General features: G+C 63.4%; 21 protein-coding genes. 8 read left to right on the top strand and 13 right to left on the bottom strand.

Annotation, left to right across the window (positions count from 1 at the left end; translation table 11 throughout):
- Positions 1–96 precede the first annotated feature (96 nt).
- Together KIO76_RS02055 and KIO76_RS02050 are read left to right on the top strand one after the other, a co-directional pair.
- Positions 97–918 (top strand): N-formylglutamate amidohydrolase, encoded by an 822-nt coding sequence (locus tag KIO76_RS02055; protein WP_213324951.1) that lies wholly within the window; start codon positions 97–99, stop codon positions 916–918.
- Between the two features lie 170 nt (positions 919–1,088).
- On the top strand, positions 1,089–1,346 hold the full coding sequence (locus tag KIO76_RS02050) for a DUF2312 domain-containing protein (protein WP_213321234.1): 258 nt from the start codon (positions 1,089–1,091) through the stop codon (positions 1,344–1,346).
- Between the two features lie 243 nt (positions 1,347–1,589).
- Here the strand turns inward: KIO76_RS02050 and mepK are convergent, their stop codons facing one another.
- Positions 1,590–3,380: a peptidoglycan L,D-endopeptidase MepK gene (gene mepK / locus KIO76_RS02045; protein WP_249729444.1), complete on the bottom strand. Its 1,791-nt coding sequence runs from the start codon at positions 3,378–3,380 to the stop codon at positions 1,590–1,592.
- Positions 3,381–3,855: 475 nt separating this feature from the next.
- On the opposite strand from mepK, the gene KIO76_RS02040 reads away from it, so the two are divergent.
- A complete protein-coding gene (locus KIO76_RS02040) occupies positions 3,856–5,460 on the top strand; it encodes an FMN-binding glutamate synthase family protein (protein ID WP_213321233.1) in 1,605 nt (534 codons plus the stop codon).
- Between the two features lie 69 nt (positions 5,461–5,529).
- On the opposite strand, the gene KIO76_RS02035 is transcribed toward KIO76_RS02040, so the two are convergent.
- Together KIO76_RS02035 and KIO76_RS02030 are read right to left on the bottom strand one after the other, a co-directional pair.
- Positions 5,530–7,380 carry a L,D-transpeptidase family protein gene (locus KIO76_RS02035; protein ID WP_249729443.1) on the bottom strand — a complete coding sequence of 617 codons (1,851 nt, stop codon included), beginning with the start codon at positions 7,378–7,380 and terminating at the stop codon, positions 5,530–5,532.
- Positions 7,381–7,529: 149 nt separating this feature from the next.
- Complete coding sequence (locus KIO76_RS02030; RefSeq protein WP_213324948.1) at positions 7,530–9,023, bottom strand: sigma-54-dependent transcriptional regulator; 1,494 nt, start codon at positions 9,021–9,023, stop codon at positions 7,530–7,532.
- 372 nt (positions 9,024–9,395) lie between these two features.
- Between KIO76_RS02030 and KIO76_RS02025 the strand changes: the two genes are divergently transcribed.
- From KIO76_RS02025 to KIO76_RS02005, 5 genes are all read left to right on the top strand, one after another.
- Entirely contained in the window at positions 9,396–11,192 is a 1,797-nt protein-coding gene (locus tag KIO76_RS02025) for a M3 family oligoendopeptidase (RefSeq protein ID WP_213321232.1), read from the top strand.
- Between the two features lie 280 nt (positions 11,193–11,472).
- Positions 11,473–12,909, top strand: a complete 1,437-nt coding sequence (locus KIO76_RS02020) for a circularly permuted type 2 ATP-grasp protein (RefSeq protein WP_213324947.1) — start codon at positions 11,473–11,475, stop codon at positions 12,907–12,909.
- A gap of 94 nt (positions 12,910–13,003) precedes the next feature.
- Positions 13,004–13,945, top strand: coding sequence for an alpha-E domain-containing protein (locus KIO76_RS02015; RefSeq protein ID WP_213324946.1), 942 nt, complete (start codon positions 13,004–13,006; stop codon positions 13,943–13,945).
- A 145-nt stretch (positions 13,946–14,090) separates the two neighbouring features.
- Positions 14,091–14,921, top strand: coding sequence for a transglutaminase family protein (locus KIO76_RS02010; RefSeq protein ID WP_213321231.1), 831 nt, complete (start codon positions 14,091–14,093; stop codon positions 14,919–14,921).
- A gap of 55 nt (positions 14,922–14,976) precedes the next feature.
- A complete protein-coding gene (locus KIO76_RS02005; protein ID WP_213321230.1) occupies positions 14,977–15,711 on the top strand; it encodes a proteasome-type protease in 735 nt (244 codons plus the stop codon).
- Between the two features lie 11 nt (positions 15,712–15,722).
- Here the strand turns inward: KIO76_RS02005 and KIO76_RS02000 are convergent, their stop codons facing one another.
- The 10 genes from KIO76_RS02000 to KIO76_RS01955 form a co-directional block, all read right to left on the bottom strand.
- Complete coding sequence (locus tag KIO76_RS02000; RefSeq protein ID WP_213321229.1) at positions 15,723–17,042, bottom strand: multidrug effflux MFS transporter; 1,320 nt, start codon at positions 17,040–17,042, stop codon at positions 15,723–15,725.
- A gap of 544 nt (positions 17,043–17,586) precedes the next feature.
- A complete protein-coding gene (locus tag KIO76_RS01995; protein WP_213324945.1) occupies positions 17,587–18,132 on the bottom strand; it encodes an HNH endonuclease in 546 nt (181 codons plus the stop codon).
- 184 nt (positions 18,133–18,316) lie between these two features.
- On the bottom strand, positions 18,317–19,198 hold the full coding sequence (locus KIO76_RS01990) for a 3-hydroxybutyryl-CoA dehydrogenase (RefSeq protein WP_213321228.1): 882 nt from the start codon (positions 19,196–19,198) through the stop codon (positions 18,317–18,319).
- Positions 19,199–19,445: 247 nt separating this feature from the next.
- Positions 19,446–20,393, bottom strand: coding sequence for an electron transfer flavoprotein subunit alpha/FixB family protein (locus tag KIO76_RS01985; RefSeq protein WP_213321227.1), 948 nt, complete (start codon positions 20,391–20,393; stop codon positions 19,446–19,448).
- A 2-nt stretch (positions 20,394–20,395) separates the two neighbouring features.
- Complete coding sequence (locus KIO76_RS01980; RefSeq protein WP_213321226.1) at positions 20,396–21,145, bottom strand: electron transfer flavoprotein subunit beta/FixA family protein; 750 nt, start codon at positions 21,143–21,145, stop codon at positions 20,396–20,398.
- A 358-nt stretch (positions 21,146–21,503) separates the two neighbouring features.
- A complete protein-coding gene (locus tag KIO76_RS01975) occupies positions 21,504–22,217 on the bottom strand; it encodes a rhomboid family intramembrane serine protease (RefSeq protein ID WP_213321225.1) in 714 nt (237 codons plus the stop codon).
- Positions 22,218–22,230: 13 nt separating this feature from the next.
- Positions 22,231–22,812 carry a cob(I)yrinic acid a,c-diamide adenosyltransferase gene (locus KIO76_RS01970; protein ID WP_213321224.1) on the bottom strand — a complete coding sequence of 194 codons (582 nt, stop codon included), beginning with the start codon at positions 22,810–22,812 and terminating at the stop codon, positions 22,231–22,233.
- 122 nt (positions 22,813–22,934) lie between these two features.
- A complete protein-coding gene (locus tag KIO76_RS01965; protein ID WP_249729442.1) occupies positions 22,935–23,543 on the bottom strand; it encodes an acyloxyacyl hydrolase in 609 nt (202 codons plus the stop codon).
- Between the two features lie 197 nt (positions 23,544–23,740).
- Complete coding sequence (locus KIO76_RS01960) at positions 23,741–23,920, bottom strand: twin transmembrane helix small protein (protein ID WP_213321223.1); 180 nt, start codon at positions 23,918–23,920, stop codon at positions 23,741–23,743.
- 115 nt (positions 23,921–24,035) lie between these two features.
- A complete protein-coding gene (locus KIO76_RS01955) occupies positions 24,036–26,639 on the bottom strand; it encodes a TIGR02302 family protein (protein WP_213321222.1) in 2,604 nt (867 codons plus the stop codon).
- Positions 26,640–26,744: the final 105 nt, after the last annotated feature.

The raw sequence follows: 26,744 nt of genomic DNA, 5'->3' as shown, positions 1-26,744 counted from the left end.
GGCGGCGTTATGGCACTCGCTGCCTTCTCTGGCCTGTGGCACTGTGTCCGGCGTGCCACCAATTTTTCAATGACATCGATCGTGAACTCACCTTTCATGCCGGGCCCGCTTGCTGCCGGCGAACATCCCATCGAACGCATAGCTGGTAATATCGCGAGCGGCGTCCTCGTGCTCTGCGATCATGCCACCAACGCCATCCCACCCGAATATGGCAACCTCGGCATGCCGCCGGCGGAACTCGCGCGGCACATCGGCTATGATATCGGTGCCGCCATGGTGGCTCGCAGGCTGGCGGCTCGCCTGGATGCGCCGGCGCTGCTCACGGATTTCTCCCGGCTCCTGATCGATCCCAATCGTGGGCTCGATGATCCGACGCTGGTGATGCGACTGTCCGATGGGGCCATCGTGCCGGGAAACGCCCGTATCGATCACGACGAGATCGCGCGTCGTGTCGCGCGTTTCTATCGACCCTATGACATTGCTATCGCGGCGGCGATTGACGCTTCGATCGCGCAGGGTGTAGTGCCGGTCGTCATCTCAATCCACAGCTTCACGCCAATCTGGCGGGGTAGGCCGCGCCCGTGGGAGGTCGCTGTGCTGTGGGACGCTGATCCCCGCTTGCCGCTGCCCTTGATCGCGGCCCTGCGCCGGGCAGGGGATCTGACAGTGGGTGACAATGAACCGTACGACGGCGCTTTGGCCGGAGATGTGATCGCTCGGCATGCGACAGCACGTGGCCTTGCCAACGCGCTGATCGAGGTGCGGCAGGATCTCATTGCGGACCGGGAGGGTGCCGAGGCGTGGGGTGACAGGCTTGCAGCGGTGATCGCGCCGCTCCTTCCAGCCCTTTCCGCGATGGGTATTGCGCATTACCCCAGCCGCGCCCTGACGCGAGAGCCCCCGTTGCGGTTAGGCTGAGCGTAGCGCACGCGACGACGATGGTTGGGAAATCATCAACCATTATTCGCCCATGGTTCTGGTGTTTTCCAATTGCCGGTAAACGGGGTAATCGTTCCAGCCACAGCGTGGCTCGGCTTGTGGTGAGCCGCGACCCTCTCTTTTTTGACCAAGGATATGGTGACACAAACATGGTGACAGATGTTGCGGACTCGGGCGTTGCCGCCGAGGAACTAAAGCAGTTCATCGAGCGGATCGAACGCCTCGAGGAGGAAAAGGCGGCGATCGCGGGCGACATCAAGGAAGTCTATGGTGAGCTGAAGGGCAGGGGGTTCGACGCCAAGGCCGTGCGCAAGCTGGTGGCTTTGCGCAAGAAGCCACCGGAGGAGCGTGCCGAGGAAGACGCTATTCTCGAGCTTTATATGCAGGCCCTGGGCATGCAGGGCTAGGCTGAGACGACAAGCGCTTCCACGTGAGGCGCTGGGCTTGTCCCGGACATCTCAGTGGTTTGGCGCCCTTTTCCGGGTAAGCGGAACTCGGCTGTTGCCGAGTTCCGGACCGGCTGCCGAAACGGGGGCATCCGATTTCCGGACCAAAGCGAGGTCACGGCCGCGAGACCCCGTGGGCGAGCCCTACTCCCGAGTGACTTTATAGGGGGCAGGCGAGGGAGGACTGACCTCCGGCAGAGCCGCTTATCGCGTCGAGAACTGCACCGTATCGAGCGGCTTGACCGCCGGTCCGCTGAAACGCGTGATGCTGAGGTCGTCGCCGGATTTCTGCGCAAAGGAATTTGCCACGACCTGTGCCGGCTTCTGCGCAACGGGCCTGTCGGCCACAGCCACAAGGCGCGGCTGTGCGACAACGACTGTTGGCTTGTTCGCCAGACGCGTGTGCGTGATTTCAGCCCGGAACAAGGGCTGCAGGGGATTGGCGGGCTCGGCCGGTTGCCGTGCCTGGCTCGTCGAGGTCTGCTGGCTAGACGTCTCGTTCTCGATCTGCGCAGTCCGTACTGCTTGAGGCGCGGCAGGGCGTGTCGGCGGGGTAGGATGCGAGACTGGCGCGAAGGACATCACCATCGGCGCAGCCGCGGGTGAAGCTTCCGCCGCGGTGATAGGCGCGATGGCTGCAAGCGCGATCTGAGCTTCGGAAGGCTTCTGTGGAGCCGCGGGCGTTGCGTCAGCCATCGCCTGCATAGCCGGGCGCGCCGGTGGCAACGGCAAGGCGACCAGCGTCGATGCGGTTACAGCAGGAGCCGCTGCCTGGGCGGCCGTTTGCACGGCCGCATTCGCCTCGCTCGGCCGTTGGGGCGGCAGCGGAATATTGGCGAAAGATGGCGTGGGCGGCGGAGCCAGAGACGCGACCGCTTGGCTGGACGTGGGCGGCGTCAGATCGTCCGGACGCGCGACAGGAAGCTGCGCCGGGATGATCGGCGCGGCGGCGCGCGGGTTGGAGAGCGCGTTAAGCTCAAGCGGCTGCTGCAACATGGCCGGCTGCGTCACGCGCGGTGGTGTAGGGACTGCGGCCGCAACTTGCACGGGTGCGGATTGTGGGACCTGCTGAGCGGGTGCGGGCTGCGCCCGCTGAGCTGCTGCCGTGGATTGCGGCCGATTGGCCGATTGCAGGAAGAAGCTCGTCGTGCTCGCGTTGTCGCTGCTGGCGTAGGCCACCTGTTGCTGGGCGGCAGGCTGGGGAGCCGGCTGGCGAGCTGCCACCACAGTGCGGCGCGGGGTACGCGCCGGTGCGACGACCTCCTCGTCTTCCTCCTCATCGCCACCGAACAAGGCTGCCCACAAGCTGCGGCGACGTCCTGTCGAAGCGCTTGCGTCGGCATAGGCAACGCCGGCCACGCGGTCGCCGCGCGCTGCGATGTCCGCGACGGCTAGGTCATAACCAGCCATAGGCTTGCCATCAGCGGGGATGTGGACGGTGCGGCCATCGGGGAAGAGCTGAGCGAGCTGGACACGCGGCATGCGCGGCCACGAGCGCACGCTTCCCGTATCCAGATGCACGAAAGGCGTGTTCGGATAATAGCCGACCCCGCCGCGCTGCAGACGCATGCCAATGGCTCGAACCTTAGCCATGCTGACGTCAGGCAGGTTGAAGTCGATTGCCTTGCCTTCCATGTGCTGGCTGTTCTTGGCGACAGCGCTGGAGCGGCGGCGCAGCATGGCATTCGTATCGGGCGACCGATAGGCTGAAAAAACCTGGATCGCGCTGTTGGAGCCCACCTCCCGATGGACGGACCACAGGATGTCGAAAAGCTTCGGATCCATGGTCGTGGTGTCTTGGTTGCGCCAGTCCCGCAGCAGATGATTAAGCTGCCGCAGCGCGTCCCGATCATAGGAGCCGTTGCGACGGAAGGTGACGGTCAGTGATTCGCCGGAATGGGCATGGACCAGGGAAATCGTGCGGGTATCGCCGTTCGCCACAGCATTTTGCAGACCAGAAGTGCCGGCAATCAGGGCGCTGCCCGCGGCGACCAAGCCGCAGATCAAACGAGACAGTCGGCGCCACCGAGTGGCCTGTTCTGGGTGAACAAGTCGCAAAAGTGAACTCGTCTGTTGCGAAGCCACAATCGCCCGCGTCGGTTGCGACGCAGATGGAGAACTGTGGCGGCTGAACAATAGGCGGAGACTCTTGCCGAGAAGACTTAATGGCAGGTTAACTGCAGCTTGCAGGTTGAGCAAGATGCCGCTTCGTCGGGCAACAGACGTTGAAAAAAAGCCTTTTTCAAGGCCGACGCCTTCTCAGTGCCGCTTAATCGACAAAACGATTCGCCCGGAGTGGCAGAGTGATTCGCGATCGCCAGCCGGCGAATTGTTTGGTTCGAATTGTTCTGGTTCTCTGTGTCAGCATCAGCTTCATTCGATTGGTCACGGACGCCACATCTCGGCTCCGTGGGCTGTCATCCTGGTCTAGGCCCCACTATGTGGCCCATTGCGGAGGTACGGGGAAACAATGAAAGTCCGCTTTGGTCGCTACACTGCATTTGTCCTGTGCGTGTTGGGTTTCTTCTTCACGCTATGGCTGATGCCCGACAATCTCTGGGGCTTTATTCTGCTTACTCTGTTCACCGCGCTCTCGTTGCTGGGAATATGGGATCTCGTCCAGAAGCAGCATTCAGTGCTGCGCAACTATCCCGTCATCGGCCACGTTCGGTGGCTGGTCGAGATGATTCGGCCGGAGATCCGCCAGTATCTTCTGGAAAGCGAGACAGAGGCCGCCCCCTTTTCCCGCGCGCAGCGCTCGCTGGTTTACCGGCGCGCGAAGGAGGCGCCGTCCGACCATCCCTTCGGAACGCTGCTGGACGTCTATGCCAATGATTACGAGTTCATCCAGCAATCTCTGACGCCGGTTGAAACCCCAGATCCCAGGAAATTTCGGATCACCATTGGCAACGACCAATGCAGCCAGCCCTATTCGGCGAGCGTTTTCAACATCTCGGCCATGAGCTTCGGCGCCTTGTCCGCCAACGCCATCCGTGCGCTGAACAAGGGTGCGGCGCTCGGTGGCTTCTATCACGACACCGGAGAAGGCAGCATCAGTCCCTATCACCGCGAGTACGGCGGCGATATCGTATGGCAGGTCGCCAGCGGCTATTTCGGCTGCCGGGACAGGGACGGCCGGTTCGATCCGGAGCGGTTCGCAGCGCAGGCCAAGGCGCCACAGGTCAAGATGATCGAGCTTAAGCTCAGCCAGGGTGCCAAGCCGGGACATGGGGGGGTTTTGCCTGGGGCCAAGGTTACTCCGGAGATCGCGGTCACGCGCGGCGTGCCGGTCGGCATCGACTGCATTTCACCAGCGCGCCATTCGGCTTTCAACACGCCGTTGGAGATGATGGCGTTCCTTCAGACCCTCCGGGAACTCTCGGGCGGCAAGCCTGTCGGCTTCAAGCTCTGCATTGGCCTTCCCTGGGAATTCATGGCTATCGTCAAGGCGATGCGCGTGTCGGGGATCGTACCCGACTTCATCGTCATCGATGGCGGGGAGGGAGGTACAGGTGCCGCGCCCGTCGAATTCAGCGATCACATCGGCGTTCCCATGCGTGAAGGCTTGCTGTTCGTGCATAACACCCTGGTTGGCGCCGGACTGCGGGATAAGATCCGGATCGGCGCTGCCGGAAAGCTCGTGAGCGCTTTCGACGTCGCCGCGGTTCTCGCCATCGGCGCTGACTGGGTGAATTCCGCCCGCGGGTTCATGTTCGCCCTCGGCTGCATCCAGTCCCTGAGCTGCCATACCAACCGTTGCCCCGTCGGGGTCGCCACCCAGGACGTGAAGCGCAGCCGGGCGCTTGTCGTCCCTGACAAGGCTGAGCGCGTCAGGAGTTATCACGAGCGCACGGTTCAGGCGCTAGCGGACATGCTCGGGGCTGCCGGGCTCAGCCACCCCGACGACCTGCGCCCGCACCATCTGGTGCACCGGATCAGTTCCACCGAGCTCAGGCAGTTCGATCGCATGCACTATTTCGCGGAGCCGAACGACCTCATCGAACGACGGGCCGCAGCGACATTCTATCAAGACAACTGGGATATGGCGCAGGCCGGGAGCTTCGCCCGGGCCTGACAAGCGGGGTCTGCGCAGGGCGTTGGCCGGCTCGACGCAGAGGGCAGCGCCGGCCCGAGCTCGGGGTGCTTAGCCGGTGATATCGAGAGCCTGCTTCATGCGGCGATCGAAGCCGTAGATGTCATTGCGCGTCGTCACGCGGCCGGTTTTATCCACCGAGAGGGTGAAATAGACGAGGTGGATCGGGAGGGGCTCCTGGAGCTTGATCAGCCGCTCGCCCTTGCCGATGAGCTTGCGCATGCGCTGCTCAGGCCAATCCTTGCCCAACACGAACTCGGCAAGCCTGAATGGTTGCTCCACACGCACGCAACCGTGGCTGTAAGCGCGCCGCTCTGTGTTGAAAAGGCTACGGTTCGGCGTGTCGTGCAGATAAACCGCATGGTCGTTCGGAAACATGAACTTGATGTAGCCGAGCGCATTGCGCTCGCCGGGCGGTTGCCGCACCGAAATGGAATTCCCGCGCCGGATCACCTGGTAGCCGCGGCGCGCTGCATAGTCCGGGTCCTTGGCAAGAGCGGGGAGAAATTCCTTGCGCAGGATCGAGGGCGGCACATTCCAGTAGGGATTGACGATGACGTGCTGCATCACATGGGAGAAGACCGGCGTCGGCGACTCCGGCTTGCCGACGATCACCCGCGTCGTGAGTTCGACCTCTCCGTCTTTGATGAGATCCATGCTGTAGGCAGGGATGTTCACGATCAGGTAGCGGTCGGAAAAGGTGGCCGGCAGCCAGCGCCACCGCTCCATATTGACGAGGATGTCCGCTTCGTTGAGCCGTTGTGTTGACGGGGGCGACATTGCCGCCACCGTCTGGCGATTCAACACGCCGTTCGCGGGTAGGCCGTTTTCCTTCTGGAACGTGGCCACAGCCGCTGCGACACGCTCGTCATAGGCAATCGCGTCATTGCCCTCCAAGCCGAAACGGGCTCGTACCAGCGCCACGCGCGGATCACGCATGCCGACCCTCAGCGCGGGGCCCTGCGGAACACGGACCATCGGCGTGGTGGGATGCGCTGCGCGAATCTCCGCGAGCTTGGCCTTGAGGGCTTGATAGCCGGGCTGCGGCGGGTTGTAGCCGGCGAGCACTTTCCCTGTGTCGGCGGCGTCCGCCAAGCGACGCAACACCTCGTCCGCGCCGGGCAGATCCAGGGTCGGCGTCATCAGCGCTGAAATGCGGCGCGGGTTAAGGCGGCCCCCACGCGCGTCGCGGGCATAAGTGACGGCAAGTGCCGAAAGCTTCAGGTCCGCTTCCGCGAGCGCCTCCGTGCGATCGGCCTTCGGAAGGACATTGATGATCGGGATCGGGTAATCGGCTGCGTCCAGGCCATCTTCCCCGGCCTTTTCAAGCGTCGCTATCAAGGCGCGGGCACCAGCCGTCCAGGTGTCGCCGTTCAGCCATAGCGGCATGAAGGCGCGCTCGGCGTAAAAAGCGCCGATGGCTTCGCGTTCCGCTTTGCCGAGCCGCGTGGGTCCGGGGACCGGCCTCGTCTCGAGATATCCCGCGATAGGACCCTTGGTCTCGGCAGGAATGGAGACGACCACGTCAGGGACGGTAATCTCCGGAAAGACTACGGCGGAGCTGTCCTCAGGTGTGGCGAGGGAACCGGTGGGCATCCCGTCGCTCTGGCTTGCAGGCTCGCTTTCCGGCTCAACATGGAATAGCTCGGGCTTCGCCATCACGCCCACGCTCGAGGCGGATTGGGCGGAGACCTCGCGCCGCAGTGCGGCGGGTAGATGGTTTGCCGGCGCCAGTTCGCTGACAGACGAAACGGAGGGCGGCGCAAGTGTCGCGGCATTATCGGTGACGGCCGGCGGCACATCCTGGGCGAAAGCCTGGGACGTCATGGCGGGGACTATGGACAGACCGAGGCCGAGGCTTCCGAGACCGAGTATCAAAGTCCCGGTGCAAACAATCCGCATCGCAGCATCCCTATCAGCGCGACCATCACGATCGACGCGACTGAGAAAAGTTTCATGGCGGTATCCAGGGAGCGTGACAACCCGCTGGAGGCCGGTCGGCGGGGTTTGGTGCAAACTGCCGGCGCGCCGTGTCGAAAGGGACACATTCCCTAGCCTGGGTCGGTGGCCGGCTCGCCCCCGTCAACGTTGTCCAATAACCCCATATCCTTGAGTTTTCGGTAAAGCGTAGAGCGACCAATTCCGAGTTTCCGCGAAACTTCGGACATGTGACCGCGATAATGGCGGAGGGCGAAGCGAATGGCTTCTGCCTCAACTTCTTCGAGGGGCCTGAGCTCGCCCTGCCCATCGAGCAGTGCGATCGCGCTGGGGTCGCGAACCTCCACGCGCACGACCTCCTTCAACGGGGGCGCGGCTGGCACGGCCTCAGCAGGCGGGGCGGGCGGAACGCGCACCTCGAATCCTTCCATCTGGGCAGCGATCTGCGGGAACTCCGCCATCGTGAGTTCATCTCCATCGGCAAGCACGACGGCGCGGAACAGCACGTTTTCGAGCTGGCGAACATTGCCGGGCCAGGTGTAGCGGGTGAGCATGTCCAGCGCGTCCTGGGAAAGGCCGCGTACGCGCTTGCCTTCCTCCGCCGCGAAACGCGCCAGGAACGTCATGGCAAGACCCGGGATGTCCTCTGGTCGCGACCGGAGCGGCGGCAGCGTCATGGGAAAGACATTGAGACGATAATAGAGATCCTCACGGAACTGGCCGCGTTTGACGAGATCGAGGAGGCTCTTGTTGGTCGCGGAGATCAGGCGGATATCAACCTTGATCGACTTGCGTCCGCCGACGGGGTCGACCTCGCCCTCCTGAATGGCGCGGAGCAGTTTCACCTGGGCATCCAGGGGCAGCTCGCCGATTTCATCAAGAAAGAGCGTGCCGCCGCTCGCCTCGACGAACTTGCCGACATGCTTGTCGGTCGCGCCGGTGAAGGCTCCCTTTTCATGGCCGAACAGGATGGACTCAACGAGATTTTCCGGGATGGCGCCGCAGTTCACGGTAACGAACGGCTTGCCCCGACGCTCCCCGGACCCCTGAATGGCCCGCGCCATGACTTCCTTGCCGACGCCCGATTCCCCCTCGATCAGCACGGGAATCATCGAGCGCGCGGCACGCTCGGCGAGCCGGAGCGCGCGCCCCATGTCGGCGCTGCGGGTCGTGATGTCCTTGATCGACAGCGCGCCCGCGGCGCGCCTCGACATACGCCGGATTTCGCTTTCGAGCGCTCCGGTTCGCAGCGCATTCTTGATGGAGAACTGGAGGCGCTCGGCGCCGACCGGCTTCACGACGAAGTCGGCAGCACCGGCGCGCATGGCCGAGACCACCGTTTCAATCGAGCCATGGGCCGTTTGCACGATGACCGGGACGTCGATCCCGCGTTCGCGCATCGCGCTTAGAACACCCATGCCGTCGAGATCCGGCATCACGAGGTCGAGCACAACGAGATCAAAGGGGGACGCCGTTTGCTCGCTCAGCTTGTCCAGGGCCGCTTGCCCCGTTTCGGCGATCGCCGCCTCATAGCCGAAGCGGCGGACCATCGCTTCGAGAAGGCGCCGCTGTACAGGGTCGTCATCGACGATGAGGATGCTCGTCATGCAGGCCGTTTTTGGTTGGAGGAGAGCGGGAATGGACGCATGGCCCGTGGCGATACCCCCTGGGCCATGCAACCCTGATGTGAAGTCGGGGATCGAGGAGAAGGCGTTGCGCGCAAGCCCGCCCACGCAAGCATCTTTCCCCGGCTCTCGACTGCTGCCGAATCGTGCTGTGTCGTTTCGAGCCAATGCTCCACATCAAATGTAAAGCTCTTGTTAATGACGCGTACGAAAACCTTGGCTGATCAATCGCAACGTCTCAGCCATTGATCAAAAGGTCCGCGGACCCCAATTATTAAGACCTGTTTGGCACCCTGCGCGCGCTTGTGGCGCTAACGGCGGCCACACTCCAAAAGCCTCTAGGAAAGAGAGACGATGTCGACTGTGAATGCCGTGGACCAGCTGCCGGAATGGGATCTGTCGCAGCTTTATCCGGGTCTCGACTCGCAGGAGTTTGCCGCGGATCTTGCGAAGGCTGGCACTGAGAGCAAGGCATTCGCCGACACTTATCGTGGGAAGCTCGATGCGCTAGCCCGGGGCCCTGATCCAAGTGCGGCACTCGCGGAGCCGCTCAAAGCCTATGAGGCGCTCGAGGATCTACTTGGGCGGATCATGGCCTATGCCTCGCTCGTCTATGCCGGCGATACAACCGATCCGGTCCGCGCCAAATTCTATGGAGATACCCAGGATCGCCTGACGACGGCCAGTTCCGACCTCCTGTTCTTCACGCTGGAGCTCAACCGCATCGACGAGGCGGTGTTGGCCGAGGCCATGAAGGATGGTCCGCTTGCCCATTGGCGCCCGTGGATCGAGGACATCGCCAAGGACAAGCCTTACCAGCTCGAGGATAAGCTTGAGCAGGTGTTCCACGAGAAGTCCGTGACCGGGCGGGGTGCCTGGAACCGCCTGTTCGACGAGACCATGTCGTCGTTGCGTTTCAAGCTCGATGGGCAGGAGCTGACCCTCGAGCCGACCTTGAATCGCCTGCAGGATCCGGACGGCGAGGTGCGCAAGCGCGCCGCTGACGCGTTGGCGGAGGTATTCAAAGCCAACCTGCGGACCTTCGCGCTGATCACCAACACCCTTGCCAAGGACAAGGAGATCTCGGATCGCTGGCGCGGCTTTTCGGGCGTGGCCGACTCGCGCCACCTCGCCAATCGCGTCGAGCCCGAGGTCGTCGAGGCGCTGGTCACGGCCGTGCGCGAGGCCTATCCGCGCCTCTCCCACCGCTATTACGCGCTGAAGGCGCGTTGGTTCGGCATGGATGCGCTGAACCACTGGGATCGCAACGCGCCCTTGCCGAAACTCGACCTGCCCGCGATCCCGTGGTTACAGGCGCGGGATACGGTCCTCGGCGCCTATGGCGATTTCTCCCCGCGCATGGCGGATATTGCCCGGCGCTTCTTCGACGAGCGCTGGATCGATGCCCCTGTGCGCCCGGGCAAGGCGCCGGGCGCTTTCGCGCATCCGACCGTCCCCTCCGCGCATCCCTATGTGCTGCTCAACTACCAGGGCAAGCCGCGGGATGTGATGACGCTGGCGCATGAGCTTGGCCATGGCGTCCACCAGGTGCTGGCAGCCCCGAACGGCGCGCTGATGGCGCCGACCCCCTTGACCCTGGCGGAGACGGCCTCTGTTTTCGGCGAGATGCTGACCTTCCGCAAGCTCCTCGCCGCCACTACGGAGCCGCATCAGCGCAAGGCGATGCTGGCGGCGAAGGTCGAGGACATGATCAACACGGTCGTGCGCCAGATCGCGTTCTACAGCTTCGAGTTCAAGGTTCACACCGAGCGTCGGCAGGGCGAGCTGACTTCAGACCGCCTTGGCGAGATGTGGCTCGACGTGCAGCGCGAGAGCCTGGGGCCGGCGATCCGCCTCGGCGAAGGTTACGAGACGTTCTGGACATATATCCCGCATTTCATCCATTCGCCGTTTTACGTCTACGCCTATGCGTTCGGCGATTGTCTCGTGAATTCGCTCTATGGGGTCTACCAGCGTACGCCCGATGGCTTCGTCGAGCGTTATTTCGACATGCTCTCTGCCGGCGGCACGAAGCATCACACGGAGCTCCTGGCGCCGTTCGGGCTCGATGCACGCGACCCGGCCTTCTGGCAGATCGGCCTGTCGATGATCGCCGGTCTGATCGATGAGCTGGAAGCCATGGACGCCTGACGGCGGTTCTGCCCTGCTCCTGGCCTCGTGGCCCCACCCGACTTTGCTGACGCGAGGTCGGGTGGGTTCTTCGCCGGCTGCGGTCCCTCCGGAAGCTCACCACTGCCTGAGCGATCAGCACGCTCGCCTAATTGCCTATTTATTATTCAATCGCAGCTCCTGCCCTCTTAGCGGGGCCCTTAGGACGTTTCAGGCGACGCCGTCGATGCGACTGTTGGCACGCGCATTGCAAAACCGTATCGTGGGGCAAGCCAGTCGGCTGCCATAAAAACGGAGGGCGATCCGAATGACGGCCTTCGACGAGATGCATGGTTTCACCACGCACACCGGGGAAACGAATGTTCGCGTCGCCTATGAGCGATTGAGGACCTGGCTAGCGGACACCCCGGCCGACCTCCTCGCCACCCGCCGCAGTCAGGCAGAGCTGTTCTTTCGCCGTATAGGCATAACCTTCGCCGTCTATGGCGAGGCGGAAATGAGCGAGCGGCTCATCCCCTTCGATATCATCCCGCGCGTCCTCATGAAGAACGAGTGGGAAGCTGTCGAACGTGGCCTGCGCCAGCGCGTTAACGCGCTCAACGCCTTCCTCCGGGATGTCTATGGCCCGCGCGAGAGCATCAAGGCGGGCGTGGTGCCTGCGGAGCTCGTCTATCGCAATCCCTATTACCGGCTGGAGATGGTGGGACGGCCGGTGCCGCATGGCATTTACGTCCACATGGCAGGCATCGACCTGGTGCGTGTCGACGAGGGCACCTTCTACGTTCTCGAGGATAACGTGCGCACGCCGTCCGGCGTCTCCTACATGCTGGAGAACCGGGAGGTGATGATGCGGCTCTTCCCCAATCTCTTCACCGCGCACCGGGTCGCACCCGTGGAAACCTATCCCGATGCATTGCTCGCCACCATGCGCTCGGTGGCTCCGAGCAGCGCGGGGCGGGACCCGACGGTGGTGCTGCTGACACCAGGCCAGTTCAATTCGGCCTTCTATGAGCATTCCTTCCTCGCCGACAAGCTGGGCGTGGAACTCGTCGAGGGATCCGACCTCTTCGTCACCGACGATGTCGTCTATATGCGCACGACCGACGGGCCGAAGCGCGTCGATGTCATCTATCGCCGCATCGATGACGATTTTCTCGATCCGCTCGTATTCCGGCCGGATTCGATCCTAGGCGTGCCGGGCCTGATGAGCGCCTATGAGGCCGGCAACGTAACGCTCGCCAATGCCGTGGGAACCGGTGTCGCGGACGACAAGGCGATCTACAGCTACATGCCGGAGATCATCCGCTTCTTCCTTGGCGAAGAGCCAATTCTGGGCAATGTGCCGACGTGGCGCTGCCGGGAGAAGGAAGCCTTGTCCTATGTGCTCGACCACCTCGGCGAGCTCGTGGTGAAGGAGGTCAACGGCTCCGGCGGCTACGGTATGCTCGTCGGACCGCACGCGTCGATGAAGGAGCTCGAGCTCTTCCGCCGTAAGCTCAAGCACGCACCCGACAATTTCATCGCGCAGCCAACGCTCGCCTTGTCCACCTGTCCCACCTTCGTGGCTTCCGGAGTTGCCCCGCGCCATATCGATCTCCGTCCCTTCGTGCTCACCGGCACGAACGGGGTGCGCATCGTCCCGGGCGGGCTAACCCGTGTCGCGCTGAAGGAGGGATCGCTCGTCGTCAATTCCAGCCAGGGCGGCGGAACCAAGGACACATGGGTGCTCGATGCATGACTCCGATACCTCCTCGGTGAGGCAGCTCACGAACGACCCAGCCGTGGCGAGGCCGATGGCGTACCTGAGCGCGCAGCGCAACAAGGTTCCGCCCATGTTGTCCCGCACGGCCGACAACCTGTTCTGGACGGCTCGCTATATCGAGCGCGCCGATTTTCTTGCCCGGATCCTCGACGCCACGATGCGGCTGACCTCCGTGCCTGTCAGCTATGGCGCGACGGGCACGGAGTGGGACAGCGCGCTGGCGACGGCGGGAGCGGCGCAGGCCTTCCGCATGCGCTACGACGTCGCCAACGAGTTCACCGTGCGGGAGTTCCTGGCCTTCAGTCCCGACAATCCTTCCTCCATCCGCTCCTGTCTTGCGGTGGCCCGCGCCAATGCCCGCGCCGTGCGCACCGCGTTGACCGTGGAGATGTGGGAAGCCATCAATGACGCTTGGCACGAGCTGCAGAAGTTCGACGGCAAATCCATGGCCCCGGACGATTTTGCCCGCTTTCTCGATTGGGTGAAGGGCGTGGCGCTTGCGTTCGACGGCTCTGCCTATCGTACCATGCTGCGGAGCGACGCCTATTGGTTCCTGCGCGTCGGCTCGGCGCTGGAACGCGCGGACAACACGGCGCGCATCCTCGATGTGAAATACCATGTGCTTTTGCCGGAAAATGAACAGGTTGGCGGCAGCCTGGACTATTTTCAATGGACGACCATCCTGCGCGAGGTCTCGGCGCTCACCTCCTACCGCTGGGTCTATCGCGAGAGCGTGAAGCCGTGGCTCGTTGCCGACCTTCTCATTCTCAATCGCCAGATGCCCCGCTCCCTCATCTACTGCTACGACGCGGTGGCTCGCCATGTTGACCTCATGGCGGATTCCTACGGCAGGCGTGGTGCCAGCCAGCGGCTGGCGGGGAGCATGCTGACGAAGCTCAGCAACATGCGGATCGAGGACATCTTTCAGTCGGGGCTCCATGAGTTCATCACGAGCTTCCTCGCTGAGAACAACAAGCTTGGCGCTGCGATCGCCGACCAGTACCTGTCGTAGCCGCTGGGGCCGTGGAGGCTTTCCGGAAGGAGGGAGCAGGGGCCATACCGCATTGTTCTCCTGCTGCCATCCTTCCCAAAGAGGCGCTTCCCGTCCTACAATCTGTACGCCTCTCTGCCGCCCGGGACGAAGATCGGCCGAACCGATGCGCATCTCCATCGCTCATGACACGACCTATGCCTATGCCATTCCGGCGCGCGCGGTGGTCCAGATCCTCCGATTGACACCCCGCTCCCATGAAGGCATGCGCGTGATGCGCTGGCGGGTGGAGGTCGATGTCGACGGCCGTCTGCGGCTAGGCGAGGACTCGCTCGGCAACATCACGCACACCCTGTCGCTCGCGGGCCCACTGGCCGGCGTGACGGTCTCCGTGAATGGCGAGGTTGAGACGGTTGATACCCAAGGCGTCGTGCGTGGCACGGTCGAGCGCTTTCCAGATGCTGTTTATCTGCGGACGACCCCTTTGACGGAAGCCGACAGCGCCATCCGTGATTTTGCCGATGGGCTTCTTGCCGATCATGGACCTGATAGCCTAGCGCTGCTGCACGGGCTGCTGACCGGCATCCATCGCGATATCGCATTCGATCCGCACCCCACCGAGGTGACCACCACCGCGGCCGAGGCGTTCGCGCTTCGGCGCGGCGTGTGCCAGGACCTGAGCCATATCTTTATCGCGGCGGCTCGCCATCTCGGCATTCCCACCCGTTACGTGTCAGGCCATTTCATGCGCAACGATGGCGTGACGGCGCAAGACGCCGCTCACGCGTGGGTGGAGGCCAAGGTGCCGGATCTGGGTTGGGTCGGGTTTGATCCGGCCAATGGCATCAGCCCGACCGATGCACATGTGCGCGTCGCCATTGGCCTTGATTATCTCGGCGCGGCCCCCGTGCGTGGTAGCCGCTACGGTGGGGGCGAGGAGCGCATGGACGTCAAACTCACTGTGCAGAAGGCCGCGCAATGGCAGGCACAGGCTTGAAGTGCCTGTCTGATCCGGCACATAGAACAAGGCCTTTGCGGAGTGGATGCGCCTGATGACCTATTGCGCGGGTATCCTGGTTCAAGACGGTCTCGTTTTCATCGCCGACACACGTACTAACGCCGGGTTCGACAATATTTCGACCTTTCGCAAGCTGCATGTGATCGATGTGCCCGGTGAGCGGGTGCTCGGCATCGCGACCGCGGGCAATCTCTCCATTTCGCAATCCGTCCTTGGCCTGCTGCGGGAAGGCGTCACCGTCCCCGGCGCCGACCTGCGCGAGAAGCTGGTCGATGCGCCTACCATGTTCCATGCCGCGCAGCTTGTCGGCCATGCCGTCCGGCAGGTGCGCCACGAGATTGGTGAGGCGCTTGGGGAGGCACAGCTCGCGTTCGATGCCGCCTTCCTCTTCGGGGGACAGATCAAAGGCGGGCCGATGACGCTGTACATGGTCTATTCCGCCGGCAATTTCATTGAGTGCGGCGTTGATGCGCCGTTCCTGCAGATCGGCGAACACAAATACGGCAAGCCGATCCTTGATCGCGCCATCACCTTCGAGACGGACATCTATGATGCCCTCAAGATCGGGCTTATCTCGATGGATTCCACCATGCGGTCTAACCTCGCTGTGGGGCTGCCGATCGATCTGCTGATGATCCGGCGGGACGCCCATGTCGTCGGGCTGTCGCATCGAATCGAAGCCGGCGAGCCTTACTTCACCGATCTGAGCCAGCGCTGGTCAGACGCCCTGAAGGCGGCGCATATGGCGATCCCGCGGCCGCCCTATTGAAGCGGTCGAGACTATGCCTGCGCGGAAGCCGGACGCCGCAACGTGAAATGCGCGAGGACAGCCGCCCCGATGCCGCATATGGCGAAGGCTATGACCAGCGGGCGCGCGCTTCCGTCGAAGAACAGTGAGACGGCACCGCCCGCGATCGTCGCCAGACTGAATTGGATGCCGCCCAGCATCGACGACGCCGCGCCCGCGCGCGCGCCATGGGGCTCGAGCGCGAAGACGGCCGACGTTGGATTCAGGAAGCCGAGCCCGGCGAACAGCACCATCGTGATGCCCCAGAACAGCGGCAGTGGAGCGTTGCCGAGCAAGACCAGGGCCGCCAAGGCCACCGTGCAGACACATACGGCGAGGGTTGCGGCGCGGATCAGTCGCGGCAATCCGATCCGGCCCACGAGTGTCGCATTCATCTGAGCGCTACCCACGAGGGCGCAGGCGTTCACGGCAAAGACCACACTGTAGCCAACCGGCGACATGCCATAGACTTCGATGAATGCGAAGGATGAGCCGGTGAGATAGGACACCATGATGCCCTGCCCGCAGCCGCAAATGAGTGCCGTGCCAAGAAAGCGCCGGTCACTCAGCAGAACCCGGTAGGAACCGAGAGCCGCCCGCAATCCGCCTCGCGTGCGCCGCTCCGGGGGGCGCGTCTCAGGAAGTTGCCACCACATCAGCCAAAGACAAATGACCCCGCTGGCCGCAATGACGAGGAAAATTCCCCGCCAGGATACGAATTGGGTGAGCAAGCTCCCGCCAAGAGGCGCGAGCATCGGCGACACCGACAGCACGAGCATGGTCAAGGAGATCAGCCGTACCGCTTCACGGCCCGTGTGGATATCGCGGATGATAGCGCGGGCAAGCACCATGCCGGCGCAAGCACCGATACCCTGGACAAAGCGCAGCGCGATCAGCATCTCGACGCTCTGGGCAAGCGCGCAGCCGATAGAGGCGATCACGAACAGCACAAGGCCGGCGTAGATCGGCCTCTTGCGGCCAACGGCGTCCGAAACGGGACCATAGATCAGCTGCCCGAATACCAGAGCCCCGAAGAAGCTCACCATGCTGAGCTGTACCATCCCGACGTCTGTTGCCATGGCGTTAGCGATGGCGGGAAAGGCCGGCAGGTACATGTCGATGGCCATCGGACCGATGGTCGACAGGGCTCCGATGATAAAAACGGCGTTCTTGACCGTTGGTGGCGGCGCTTCGCCCTGCGTGCTGGGTGGGGGAGGAGCGCCAGCGGGGCGAGCGCTTTCAGCGTTGGCCGTGGGAGGTTGCTCACCCCCTTGGGAGGGGGCGTTATCATTGCGAAGCAATGGCATGCTCATCGCGCAAACTCACACGGCGCGCCGGGACTTTACGTCGCGCAAGCGGGCCAGAAGAAGGGAATGGTCGAGCGGGCGGCGCGTAGGCGCGGCCAGCATCGCCCGAACGTTAGCTATGTCGGGCCGGTGGAGGAAGGGGTCAGGACGCATGGGAGGAATGCCGGCGAAGCAAGCGCGGCAATTTGTTCAACCGACCGAAAACGAAGATGCCCGCCCGCGGGGGAGGCGGGCGGGCAAACTTGCCTCAGGGACGAGGGGGCTCGTCGAAGAGGAAGAGTGCTCGTTGGGGGGAATCAAGCACCGACAACCTAACGGCCAAGTCGCGAGCGGGTTCCCTCGATTTTCAAAAAATATGTTCCGAGAGAAATTTTTGGGAGCGGGCATTCGGAGGTACTGACGCTGCGTAATATAGCCCACACACTCTCTGCCATTCACCAGCATGGGCAGGCGAAAACCCACGCCTGCAAAGCCCACCGAAATGGTCTGGATTTTTCGAGCGGAGATGCCGTCACTTTCGCGCGGAGTCAGATCGGGAAATCGATGTGCCCTACGGCTCGAGCTCGGTATCCCAGTAGAGATAGTCCATCCAGCTATGATGGAGATAGTTCGGCGGGAAATGCCGGCCGTTGTGATGCAGGTCGTGCACGCTCGGCTGGTAGGGGTGTTGGGCCGGCCACATCTCCGCCTGCCGGGGGAGAAGGTCGCCCTTCCGCAGGTTGCAGGGTGCGCAGGCCGTCACGACGTTCTCCCATGTGGTCTGGCCGCCTTTCGAGCGCGGAATGACATGGTCGAAGGTGAGGTCGTCGCGCGATTGGCAATACTGGCAGGTGAAGCGGTCACGCAGAAAAACGTTGAACCGCGTGAAGGCGGGTTGCCGCGACGCCTGAATGTAGGTTTTCAACGAAACGACGGATGGCAGCCTTATCTCGAAGGTGGGGCTGCGGACCGTGGTTTCGTATTCCGAGACGATATTCACGCGGTCGAGGAAGACCGCCTTTATCGCATCCTGCCAGTTCCACAGGGACAAGGGATAGTAGCTCAATGGCCGATAGTCGGCATTGAGAACGAGGGCCGGACAACCTTCCGGCGACATTGGATGGGGGACGTGTATCGTCACCGCACCGCCTCCGAGGCGAATCGCTCACTGCGAGAATGAAGCCTGCGGACGTTAGTTTAAGAGCTGTGTCGCTAATGTGAAAGATGGCAAACGCAAACGGGCCGCGAGGAGAACTCACGGCCGCGTGTGCGATCTGCATGAAAGGTGCGGATAGGGCGGCTCAGCGCGTCGGTGTCGGCTTCTCACCCCGATAGTCATAGAAGCCGCGCCGCGTTTTGCGGCCAAGCCAGCCGGCCTCGACATATTTCACCAGCAGGGGGCAGGGCCGATATTTGGAATCGGCGAGGCCGTCGTGAAGCACCTGCATGATCGCCAGGCAGGTATCGAGGCCGATGAAGTCCGCAAGCTGCAACGGGCCCATGGGGTGGTTGGCCCCAAGGCGCATCGCCGTATCAATCGATTCCACGGATCCAACGCCCTCATAGAGCGTGTAGATGGCCTCGTTGATCATCGGCAGAAGGATGCGGTTGACGATGAAGGCGGGAAAATCCTCCGCCAGCGTCGCTGTCTTGCCGAGCCGTGCGACGAAGGCTTGCGTGGCCTTGAAGGTCGGGTCTTCCGTCGCGATGCCGCGGATGATCTCCACGAGCTGCATCACGGGGACCGGATTCATGAAGTGGATCCCGATGAAACGCTCGGGACGATCTGTCGCAGCCGCCAGGCGCGTCACTGAGATCGACGACGTGTTTGTTCCGATGATCGCGTCGGATTTGAGCGCCGGACACAGGTCCACGAAGATCTTGCGCTTCACCGTCTCGTTCTCGGTGGCAGCCTCAATGACGAGGTCGCAATCACCAAGGGCCTCAAATGTCAGCGCGGGCTTGATACGAGCCTCGGCGGCCTGTCTGTCTTGTTCGCTCAGATGCCCCTTACTCACCTGCCGCTGCAGGCTGCCGCTGATCGTGGCGAGGCCGGCGTTGACGCGCTCTTCGCTGAGATCGTTGAGGGCGACGTCGTATCCAGCGATGGCGCACACATGCGCGATGCCGCTGCCCATCTGGCCGGCACCGATGACGCCAACCTTACGAATATCGATCGTCATATGCCTAACCTCTTGTGCCTCTGCGATCATAATCTTCTGCGAACCCGGCCGCATCAATGCCTTTGCCGCCTCTTCGTCCGATGATGATGCCGCCACGGCAGCAATTCCGTGCGGCACCGTCCCTATTCCTGTGCCTGCCTGCTCGTCACGGATGTCCGCAACGAGCATTTGGATCACACAATTCTACCAGCATTTCTTGTCCGTGCGGTGTCATGGAACCACAGCGAGACCCGAATAGTGACAGAACTTATTTCCCGGCCTTGCCGAGTTCCTCGGCAAGTTCCGGGACGAGGGTGAAGAGGTCCCCGACGAGGCCATAGTCCGCGACCTGGAAGATGGGAGCTTCCTCGTCCTTGTTGATGGCGACGATGACCTTCGAGTCCTTCATGCCGGCCAGGTGCTGGATCGCGCCGGAGATGCCCACCGCCACATAGAGGTCTGGCGCCACGACCTTGCCGGTCTGGCCAACCTGCCAGTCGTTCGGGGCGTAGCCGGCATCGACCGCAGCGCGCGAGGCGCCAATCGCCGCGCCGAGCTTGTCGGCCAGAGGCTCGATGACCTTGGTGAAGTTCTCCGACGAACCGAGTGCCCGGCCTCCGGAGACGATGATCTTGGCCGAGCCGAGCTCGGGCCGGTCGCTGGCCGCCACCTGCTCGCCCTTGAAGGCCGACAGGGCGGGATCCGCGGCAGCGCTGGCGCTCTCGATGGGCGCTGAGGCTCCGCTTTCCTTCGCGGCCGCGAAGGTCGCCGTGCGTACCGTCAGCACGATCTTCGGCTCCGACGTCTCAACCGTCTCGATGGCGTTGCCGGCATAGATCGGGTGCTCGAAGCTCTTCGGCCCGAGCACCTTCGTCACGTCTGAGATCTGCGCCACGTCGAGGAGCGCGGCCACCCGCGGCAGCACGTTCTTGCCCGAGGTGGAAGCGGCCGCGACGATCGCGTCATAGCCCCCGGCCAGACTGACCACGAGGTCGGCGAGCGGCTCGGCAAGTCCATGGGCATAGATCGGCGCCTCGATGAGCAGCACCTTCTCCACACCCTCGAGCTTCGCGGCGGCTTCGGCGGCGGCGCGGGCGCCCTCGCCGGCAACCAGCACATGCACCGGAGCGCCCAGTTCCCGCGCCGCGGTGAGGGCGCGGACCGTGCCGTCCTTCACGCTGGCATTGTCATGGTCGGCGACAAGCAATGTCGTCATGATCAGAGCACTCCTGCCTCGTTCTTGAGCTTGTCGACGAGATCGGCCACCGATGCGACCTTCACGCCTGCCTTGCGCTCCGCCGGCTCGCTCGTCTTTACGATCGTCAGCCGCGGCGTCACGTCCACGCCGAGCGCCTCGGGCGTCGTTTCGTCGAGCGGCTTTTTCTTCGCCTTCATGATGTTCGGCAGCGAGGCATAGCGCGGCTCATTGAGCCGGAGATCCGTCGTCACGATCGCCGGCATCTTCAGGCCGACGGTCTGCAGGCCGCCGTCGACTTCGCGGGTCACGTCGACCGTGCCGTCGCCGATCTCGACCTTCGACGCGAAGGTGCCCTGCGCCCACCCCAGGAGCGCTGCGAGCATCTGGCCGGTCTGGTTGGAATCGTCGTCGATCGCCTGCTTGCCGAGAATGACCAGGCCGGGCTCTTCCTTGGCGACGATCGCCTTGAGAAGCTTGGCCACCGCCAATGGCTCGACACGCCCCTCCGCCTTGATGAGAATGCCCCGATCGGCTCCCATCGCGAGTGCCGTCCGGATTGTCTCAGCCGACTGAGCCGGGCCGATTGAGACCGCCACGACCTCGGTCGCCTTGCCGGCTTCCTTCAACCGCAGCGCTTCTTCCACCGCGATCTCGTCGAACGGGTTCATCGACATCTTCACGTTGGCCAGATCAACGCCAGACCCGTCGCCCTTGACGCGGATCTTCACGTTGTAGTCTACCACTCGCTTCACTGGCACTAGGATCTTCATCGAGCTAACTCTCCTCCGCGGGCACCGCTCGTCCGCCCATATCCTGTCCCCCTTATCGACCAAGGGTCGCGGGGGCAAGACCGAGAATGCCGACGGGTATCTCGCGGGTATTCGCAGCGATCATTCGCCCCGCTCGCAAACATCCCATGCTACCCTAAGCTGTTCGCCAGGGCAGCAAGCCCAGGGATCAAATACTCCGGGCCATCGCCTCTTAATCGTAGTCAGCGAAAACGACGCGGATCCATCGATATGAGGCCAAAAAAACGCGCGGATAACGGTTGCGACGGCAAGGCATTCAGACGCTGGCGACCCTAGCGAGGCGTATTCCGACTTGTCAACGCCGTGGCTCCCTTGCGGGTCAAACATCGCCCGTCAGCTGTGGGCCATCCCCTGCGCCCAGCAGCGGCTGGTTTCTGCGGCGCAAGACAATGACGAGCACGATACCGGCTGCGAAACCGCCGACATGCGCGATCCAGCCCACGGAATCATCGGCGTTGATCCAAATTTGCGCAATCTGGATGAGAAGCCAGAAGCCGATCGCCCAATAGGCGCGGAGATGCAGCGGGATACGGAAGAAAAACAGCCCCCATACGCGTACACGCGGGTGGAGAATGAGATAGGCCGAGATGACACCGGAAACTGCGCCCGAGGCTCCGACCAGAGGGCGCTCCGAGTCGGGCACCGAAAAGGCGTAGGCCAGACCGCTCGCGGCACCGCACAACGCAAAGAAGAGGAGGAAGCGGAGGTGCCCTAGGGCATCCTCCACATTGTCCCCGAAAACGAACAGGAACAACATATTCCCCAGGAGGTGCAGGAAGCCGACATGGAGGAACAGGCTGGTGACGGGGGTCGTATAGACCGGCACCAGCGATAGCTCCTCCGGTAACACCACATCGCCGAAAAGAACGGCCGGTATGAGCCCGAAGGCTGCCGTTATCGACGTTTCAGGCATCGGGAGCCAGTCGAGCGCCACCAGCCCGTAGGCTAGCGTCGAGACAAGCAATATCGCGTAAGTGACATAGGGTACGCGGATATTGCGCATCGGCACGCCGTCATAGAGGGGAACAAACATCTGACCCCTCCTGTCAGCGGTTCTGGCCGGGCACCCACAGCACGTCGCCGGGGCCTGCATGGTTGATGTAGCGCGCAGCGACAAAAAGAAGATCCGACAGGCGGTTGATATACATCATCGCTTCCGCGGACACGTTCTCTCCCGGTGTGTCGGCCAAGGCAACGACCAGCCGCTCGGCGCGCCGGCATACCGTGCGCGCGACATGCAGGTGGGCTGCGGCGGGATCGCCGCCGGGTAATACAAAGGAGCGTAGGGCCGGCAGATCGGCGTTCAGCCGATCAATGTCTTCTTCCAACCGCGACACCTGGCCCCCTGTGATGCGCAGCGCCGCGCCCGCGGGGTCGGGCTGCCCCTCATCGGGCGGTGTAGCGAGGTCTGCTCCGAGATCGAAGAGATCGTTCTGGATGTAAGCCAGAATTGCATCCAGCTCCGCAGGAACCTCGGCCAGCCGCACGATTCCGATCGCGGCGTTGGTCTCGTCGACGGTTCCGTAGGCATCCACGCGGAGGTCATGCTTGCGGCGGCGCGGACCACGCGCAAGGCCGGTCGATCCGTCGTCACCGGTTTTTGTGTAAATGCGATTAAGGCGGACCATGCTTCACGATCATGCGGTGGAGAGACGAATCGGCGCATCTGCGCCCCCGCTGCAAAACGCGCACAACTTGTCGCAACAAGCAAGGCGGCTGGAACCTAGTCCGCCACGATCACCGTTGCTGATCAGAAGCTATAGGCGACGCGCGCCCCGACGTTGGTCAAGCCGCGGTTCTGGTCGCAGAGACCTGCGTTCGAAAGATGCTCGACCGTCGCCATCAGGCTCCAATGTTCATCGAAACGCCACCCGATGGAGGCCGATTCGCGGAAAAGTGGCGAACAGCCCAGGGCAACGCGATTTGGCCCGACGTTGTCGCCTGTCTTCCCGTTGTGAATTGCACCGCCGAAGCTCGCTTCGACAAAAAGCTGCGACGTGATCGGCACGGTCCATGTGAAGCCGGCGTAAGCGAAGCTTGTGGCACCCGCGGTGTTGGCACTGCCGCCTATATGAAACCTCGGGATGAAGAGATCGAGTGTCGTGTTGTCGGCCTGGAACAGCTTGCCCGTCAGGACTTCGCCCGTGATGTTGACGGAGCCGTCCTCGGGACTCCACGGATCCTGAGCGCTTACGCCGAAGCGAACCTCGGAGAGGAAGCGAGGCTGGAGGATCGACACCGGCGGTGGCGCAGCAGACGAGATTTCCGTGTGTGGCGCCGGCAAGTCAGCAGCAAGGCTGGATGTGGTGGCTGGGCCGCAAAAGGCCGCTGCGATCATAAGCGCCGAGAGAAATCGCATGCTGTTTTTCCGAGGAACGAACTGCAGCCAATTGTAGCAATGACGTACCCGCATCACTAGCAGCCGTACAGGAAATGTAAAGATTTCGTGAAGGGCGTGGCGCCACAGCAACGCTTGCCTAGCATGGCTAGGCTTGTCCCAGACCTGGAACTCGCATCGAGCCTGGGGATCCGCTCCTTTCCCGATCTCCCGTGCGTTCAGCCTCCGCGCATCCAGACAATACCCATGATGACCAGAACGGCCACCAACTGAAGCAGGACGCGCAGTTGCATGAGCTTCTGCGAACGTTCGCCGCTTCCGCCGCGCATCATATTGGTCAGGCCGAGCACAAGCACGACGGCGACCGCGCCGAGTGCGATAGGGACCGCGAAGGCCATGTGATTGTCCTTTCGTCAGCTGGCGACACCGTTCGGCTGCCCGCCGTCGTGGCACTTCCATGCTTGCCACGCGGCCGGCGGCTCTCAGGGCCAGCGAGTGTTTGGCGCGAACGTCCTACTGATTTCTGAGCAGACGTTCCAGATAGTCGAGCTCGTCCTGAGGACGCAACTGGTCGCCAAGGCGCCGGCGCAGTTCATCAAGAATGCGTCTCGCACGCACTGTGGCTGATTCCTCGGCGGTTGGGATGCGAACGCGTCCGTCCGACCAGTCCCGGTTTCGTGTCGGGCGGCCGAGCGGATCCTCGTCGCGCTGGCCGTTGGGGCCAGTGCGTCCAGGCTGGCCGTTGCCGGCCTGTTCGTTGCCCTGGCCTTCGCCTTCCTGCTGCATCTGCTGGGCGAGACCTTGCGCACCACGCTGCAGCGCCTCCAGCGCCTCACCCTGCGAATCAAGGGCGCTACCCATCTCGCCTTGCCCAAGCTGGCCTTCGGCATCGCGCATGGCACCTTCGGCGTTATCGAGGCCTTCCTCGCCCTGCATGCCAAGGCCCTTGAGCTGACGCTTCAACTCTTCGAGACGTTCCCGCAAGGCCTGCTGGCGCTGGGCAAGCTCGTCGCCGGACATGCCGTCCTGTCCCTCGCCTTGCTCTCCGTTCTGGCCTCGCTGCCCCATCTGCCCCTGCTGGCCGCGTTGTCCCTGTTGCCGCTGCCCCTGCTGATTACGCCCACGCTGGCGCTGATTCATTTCGGAGCCGTCCCCGCCATCCTGACGGAATGTATCGTCGCGTAGCGCCTGCTGGTCCCGAATCATCTCGTCGAGTTCGTTGAGCGACCGCTGCATCTCGCGGCTCATCGCGTCATTGCCGGCCTGGCGCGAACCCTGCAGGTTCTCGAGGATATCGCGCATCTGGTCGAGCAGGTTCTGGGCGTCGGCCATCGCACCCTGACGGGCCATTTGCTCCATCCGGTCGAGCATGCGGTTCAGGTCGTCCTGCGTGATGGTGCGGGATGGCTGCTGGCGCTGCCCGGGGGACTGCTGCCCCTGCTGCTGTTGACGCATCTGCTGCTGCGCGAACTCGTTGAGAAAGCGGTTCAGGGCTTGGCGCAGCTCCTGCGTCAGCCGCGCGATCTCTTCCGGGCTCGCGCCGCGTTCGAGCGCCTGGCGCAGCGCCTCCTGGGCGGCGCGCAGGTCCCGTTCCGCCTGGGAGAGGTCGCCGTCCTCGATCTGTAACGCCATCGTCCACAGGAATTCGGCAACTTCGAGCAGGTCCTCGTCGCTCCTCGCGGCAGCAAGGCGCTTCTCGGCTACGGACAGACCGAGAAACTGGCTGTCGGATGGCGTGAAATCCTCCGGGGCGATCATCAGCGCCTGAAGCGCGGTGCGCACCCGCCGCGCGTCATCCGGCGCCATAATCAAGTTGCGCCGCTGTTCGACGAGCGCCCGTGCCAACGGCTGGGTGAACGGCCGCTGAGGCAATGTCACCATTACGGACGAACTGCGGCCTTCCTGTCCGGCCTCGTCCTTGGCAACGAGGGTCATCTTGAGGCGCGCCCCTGCCCAAGCGTGGGACGACAGGTCGGCGACCGTCTCTGTATCCTGGTCAGCGGCGGGGTCCGCCGGCAGGGCCAAGGATACATTGGGCGGTGGCACGAGCGAGCGTCGTGTATTGCCGTCCTCCCGCTCGAAAACCGCCTCTGCGGAGGCTATGCCATAGTCGTCGCTGAGGCGGTAGCGCAGGGTCAAACTGCCGCGTCGCGTATTTTCGGGCTCACCCGCAAGGCGGATTTGCGGGGGGCGATCGGGGATCGCGGCGATGGTCAGTGTCCGCGCGCCCCCGGGGCCTTCGAGCGTCAATCTCGCGCTGCTGGTCAGTGTGAAACGGTGTTCTTCGATACCTGGCGCAGGCGCCGCGGCGGGGGGCAGGGCCTCGAGCCCTTGTCCAGGCGACAGCTTGATCCCACCCTGGCCGGCAAAACGCAGCACGAGCGTGCTCTTGACCGGCACGCGAATGTCAAGAGGCGCGTCTGAACTCCGGGCAAAATCCAGCATCAAGGGTGGAACCCTCGTATACAACGGCGGGTCAATCCAGCCGTCGATACGGAAAGCGGGTCCCGCGGCGGGTGTGTTACGCCAGTCGAAGGCGAGCATCAGCCGCGAACCGATCTCAGGGCCGGCGACGAACGCCGCGGCGAACAGCGCCAGCAACGGGATCGCCCGCAAGGCGCGCGGGTCCCGGTTGGCCATCCCCGGGGCCGGAGCGGCCACCTTCAGTTTGTCGAGAGCGGCCCGGGCGCGCCGCCGGTGCACTTCCCACAAGGCCACAGTCGCCGGATCGCTCTGGCCTATGGCCAACGTGTCGTCGAATGTGCTCGCTGGCCGGTTGGCCACCGGCGCATCCCGGTCGAGCCGATTCAGCGCGGCAGCGCGCGTCGGCCATGAGACCCGTACCAGGGGCCAGAGCGACGCGGCGAAAGCGGCGACAAGGATGCCGACGCCAACGATGCGGTATTGGGCGGGAACGAACGTCCAGAGGCCCAGCCAGGACAGGACGAGGAAGGCGGCGACAACAGCGGCCGGCCACCACAGGGCAGGCCAGACCCGCTCCCACGCCAAGGCGAGGCGTGATTGGCCGATCAGCCGCTCAAGGCGCACAACAGCGCTATCCGGGCCTCGAGCCCGGCCAGCCCTGGCACGCGAGATGGGCGGTGGAGCGTCCTGCATCCGGATCTCCTGACGCGTCGACCGGTCTCACCATCCGGTCACGACTGCTGGCGGCCGGCAAATGCCGACGGCCCTGGGGTTCCCCAAGGCTATAAGGTAGCACGT

The sequence above is a fragment of the Chelatococcus sp. YT9 genome (genome assembly GCF_018398315.1).
Classification (GTDB): Bacteria; Pseudomonadota; Alphaproteobacteria; order Rhizobiales; family Beijerinckiaceae; genus Chelatococcus.
This window is presented reverse-complemented; position numbering and strand designations above follow the sequence as displayed.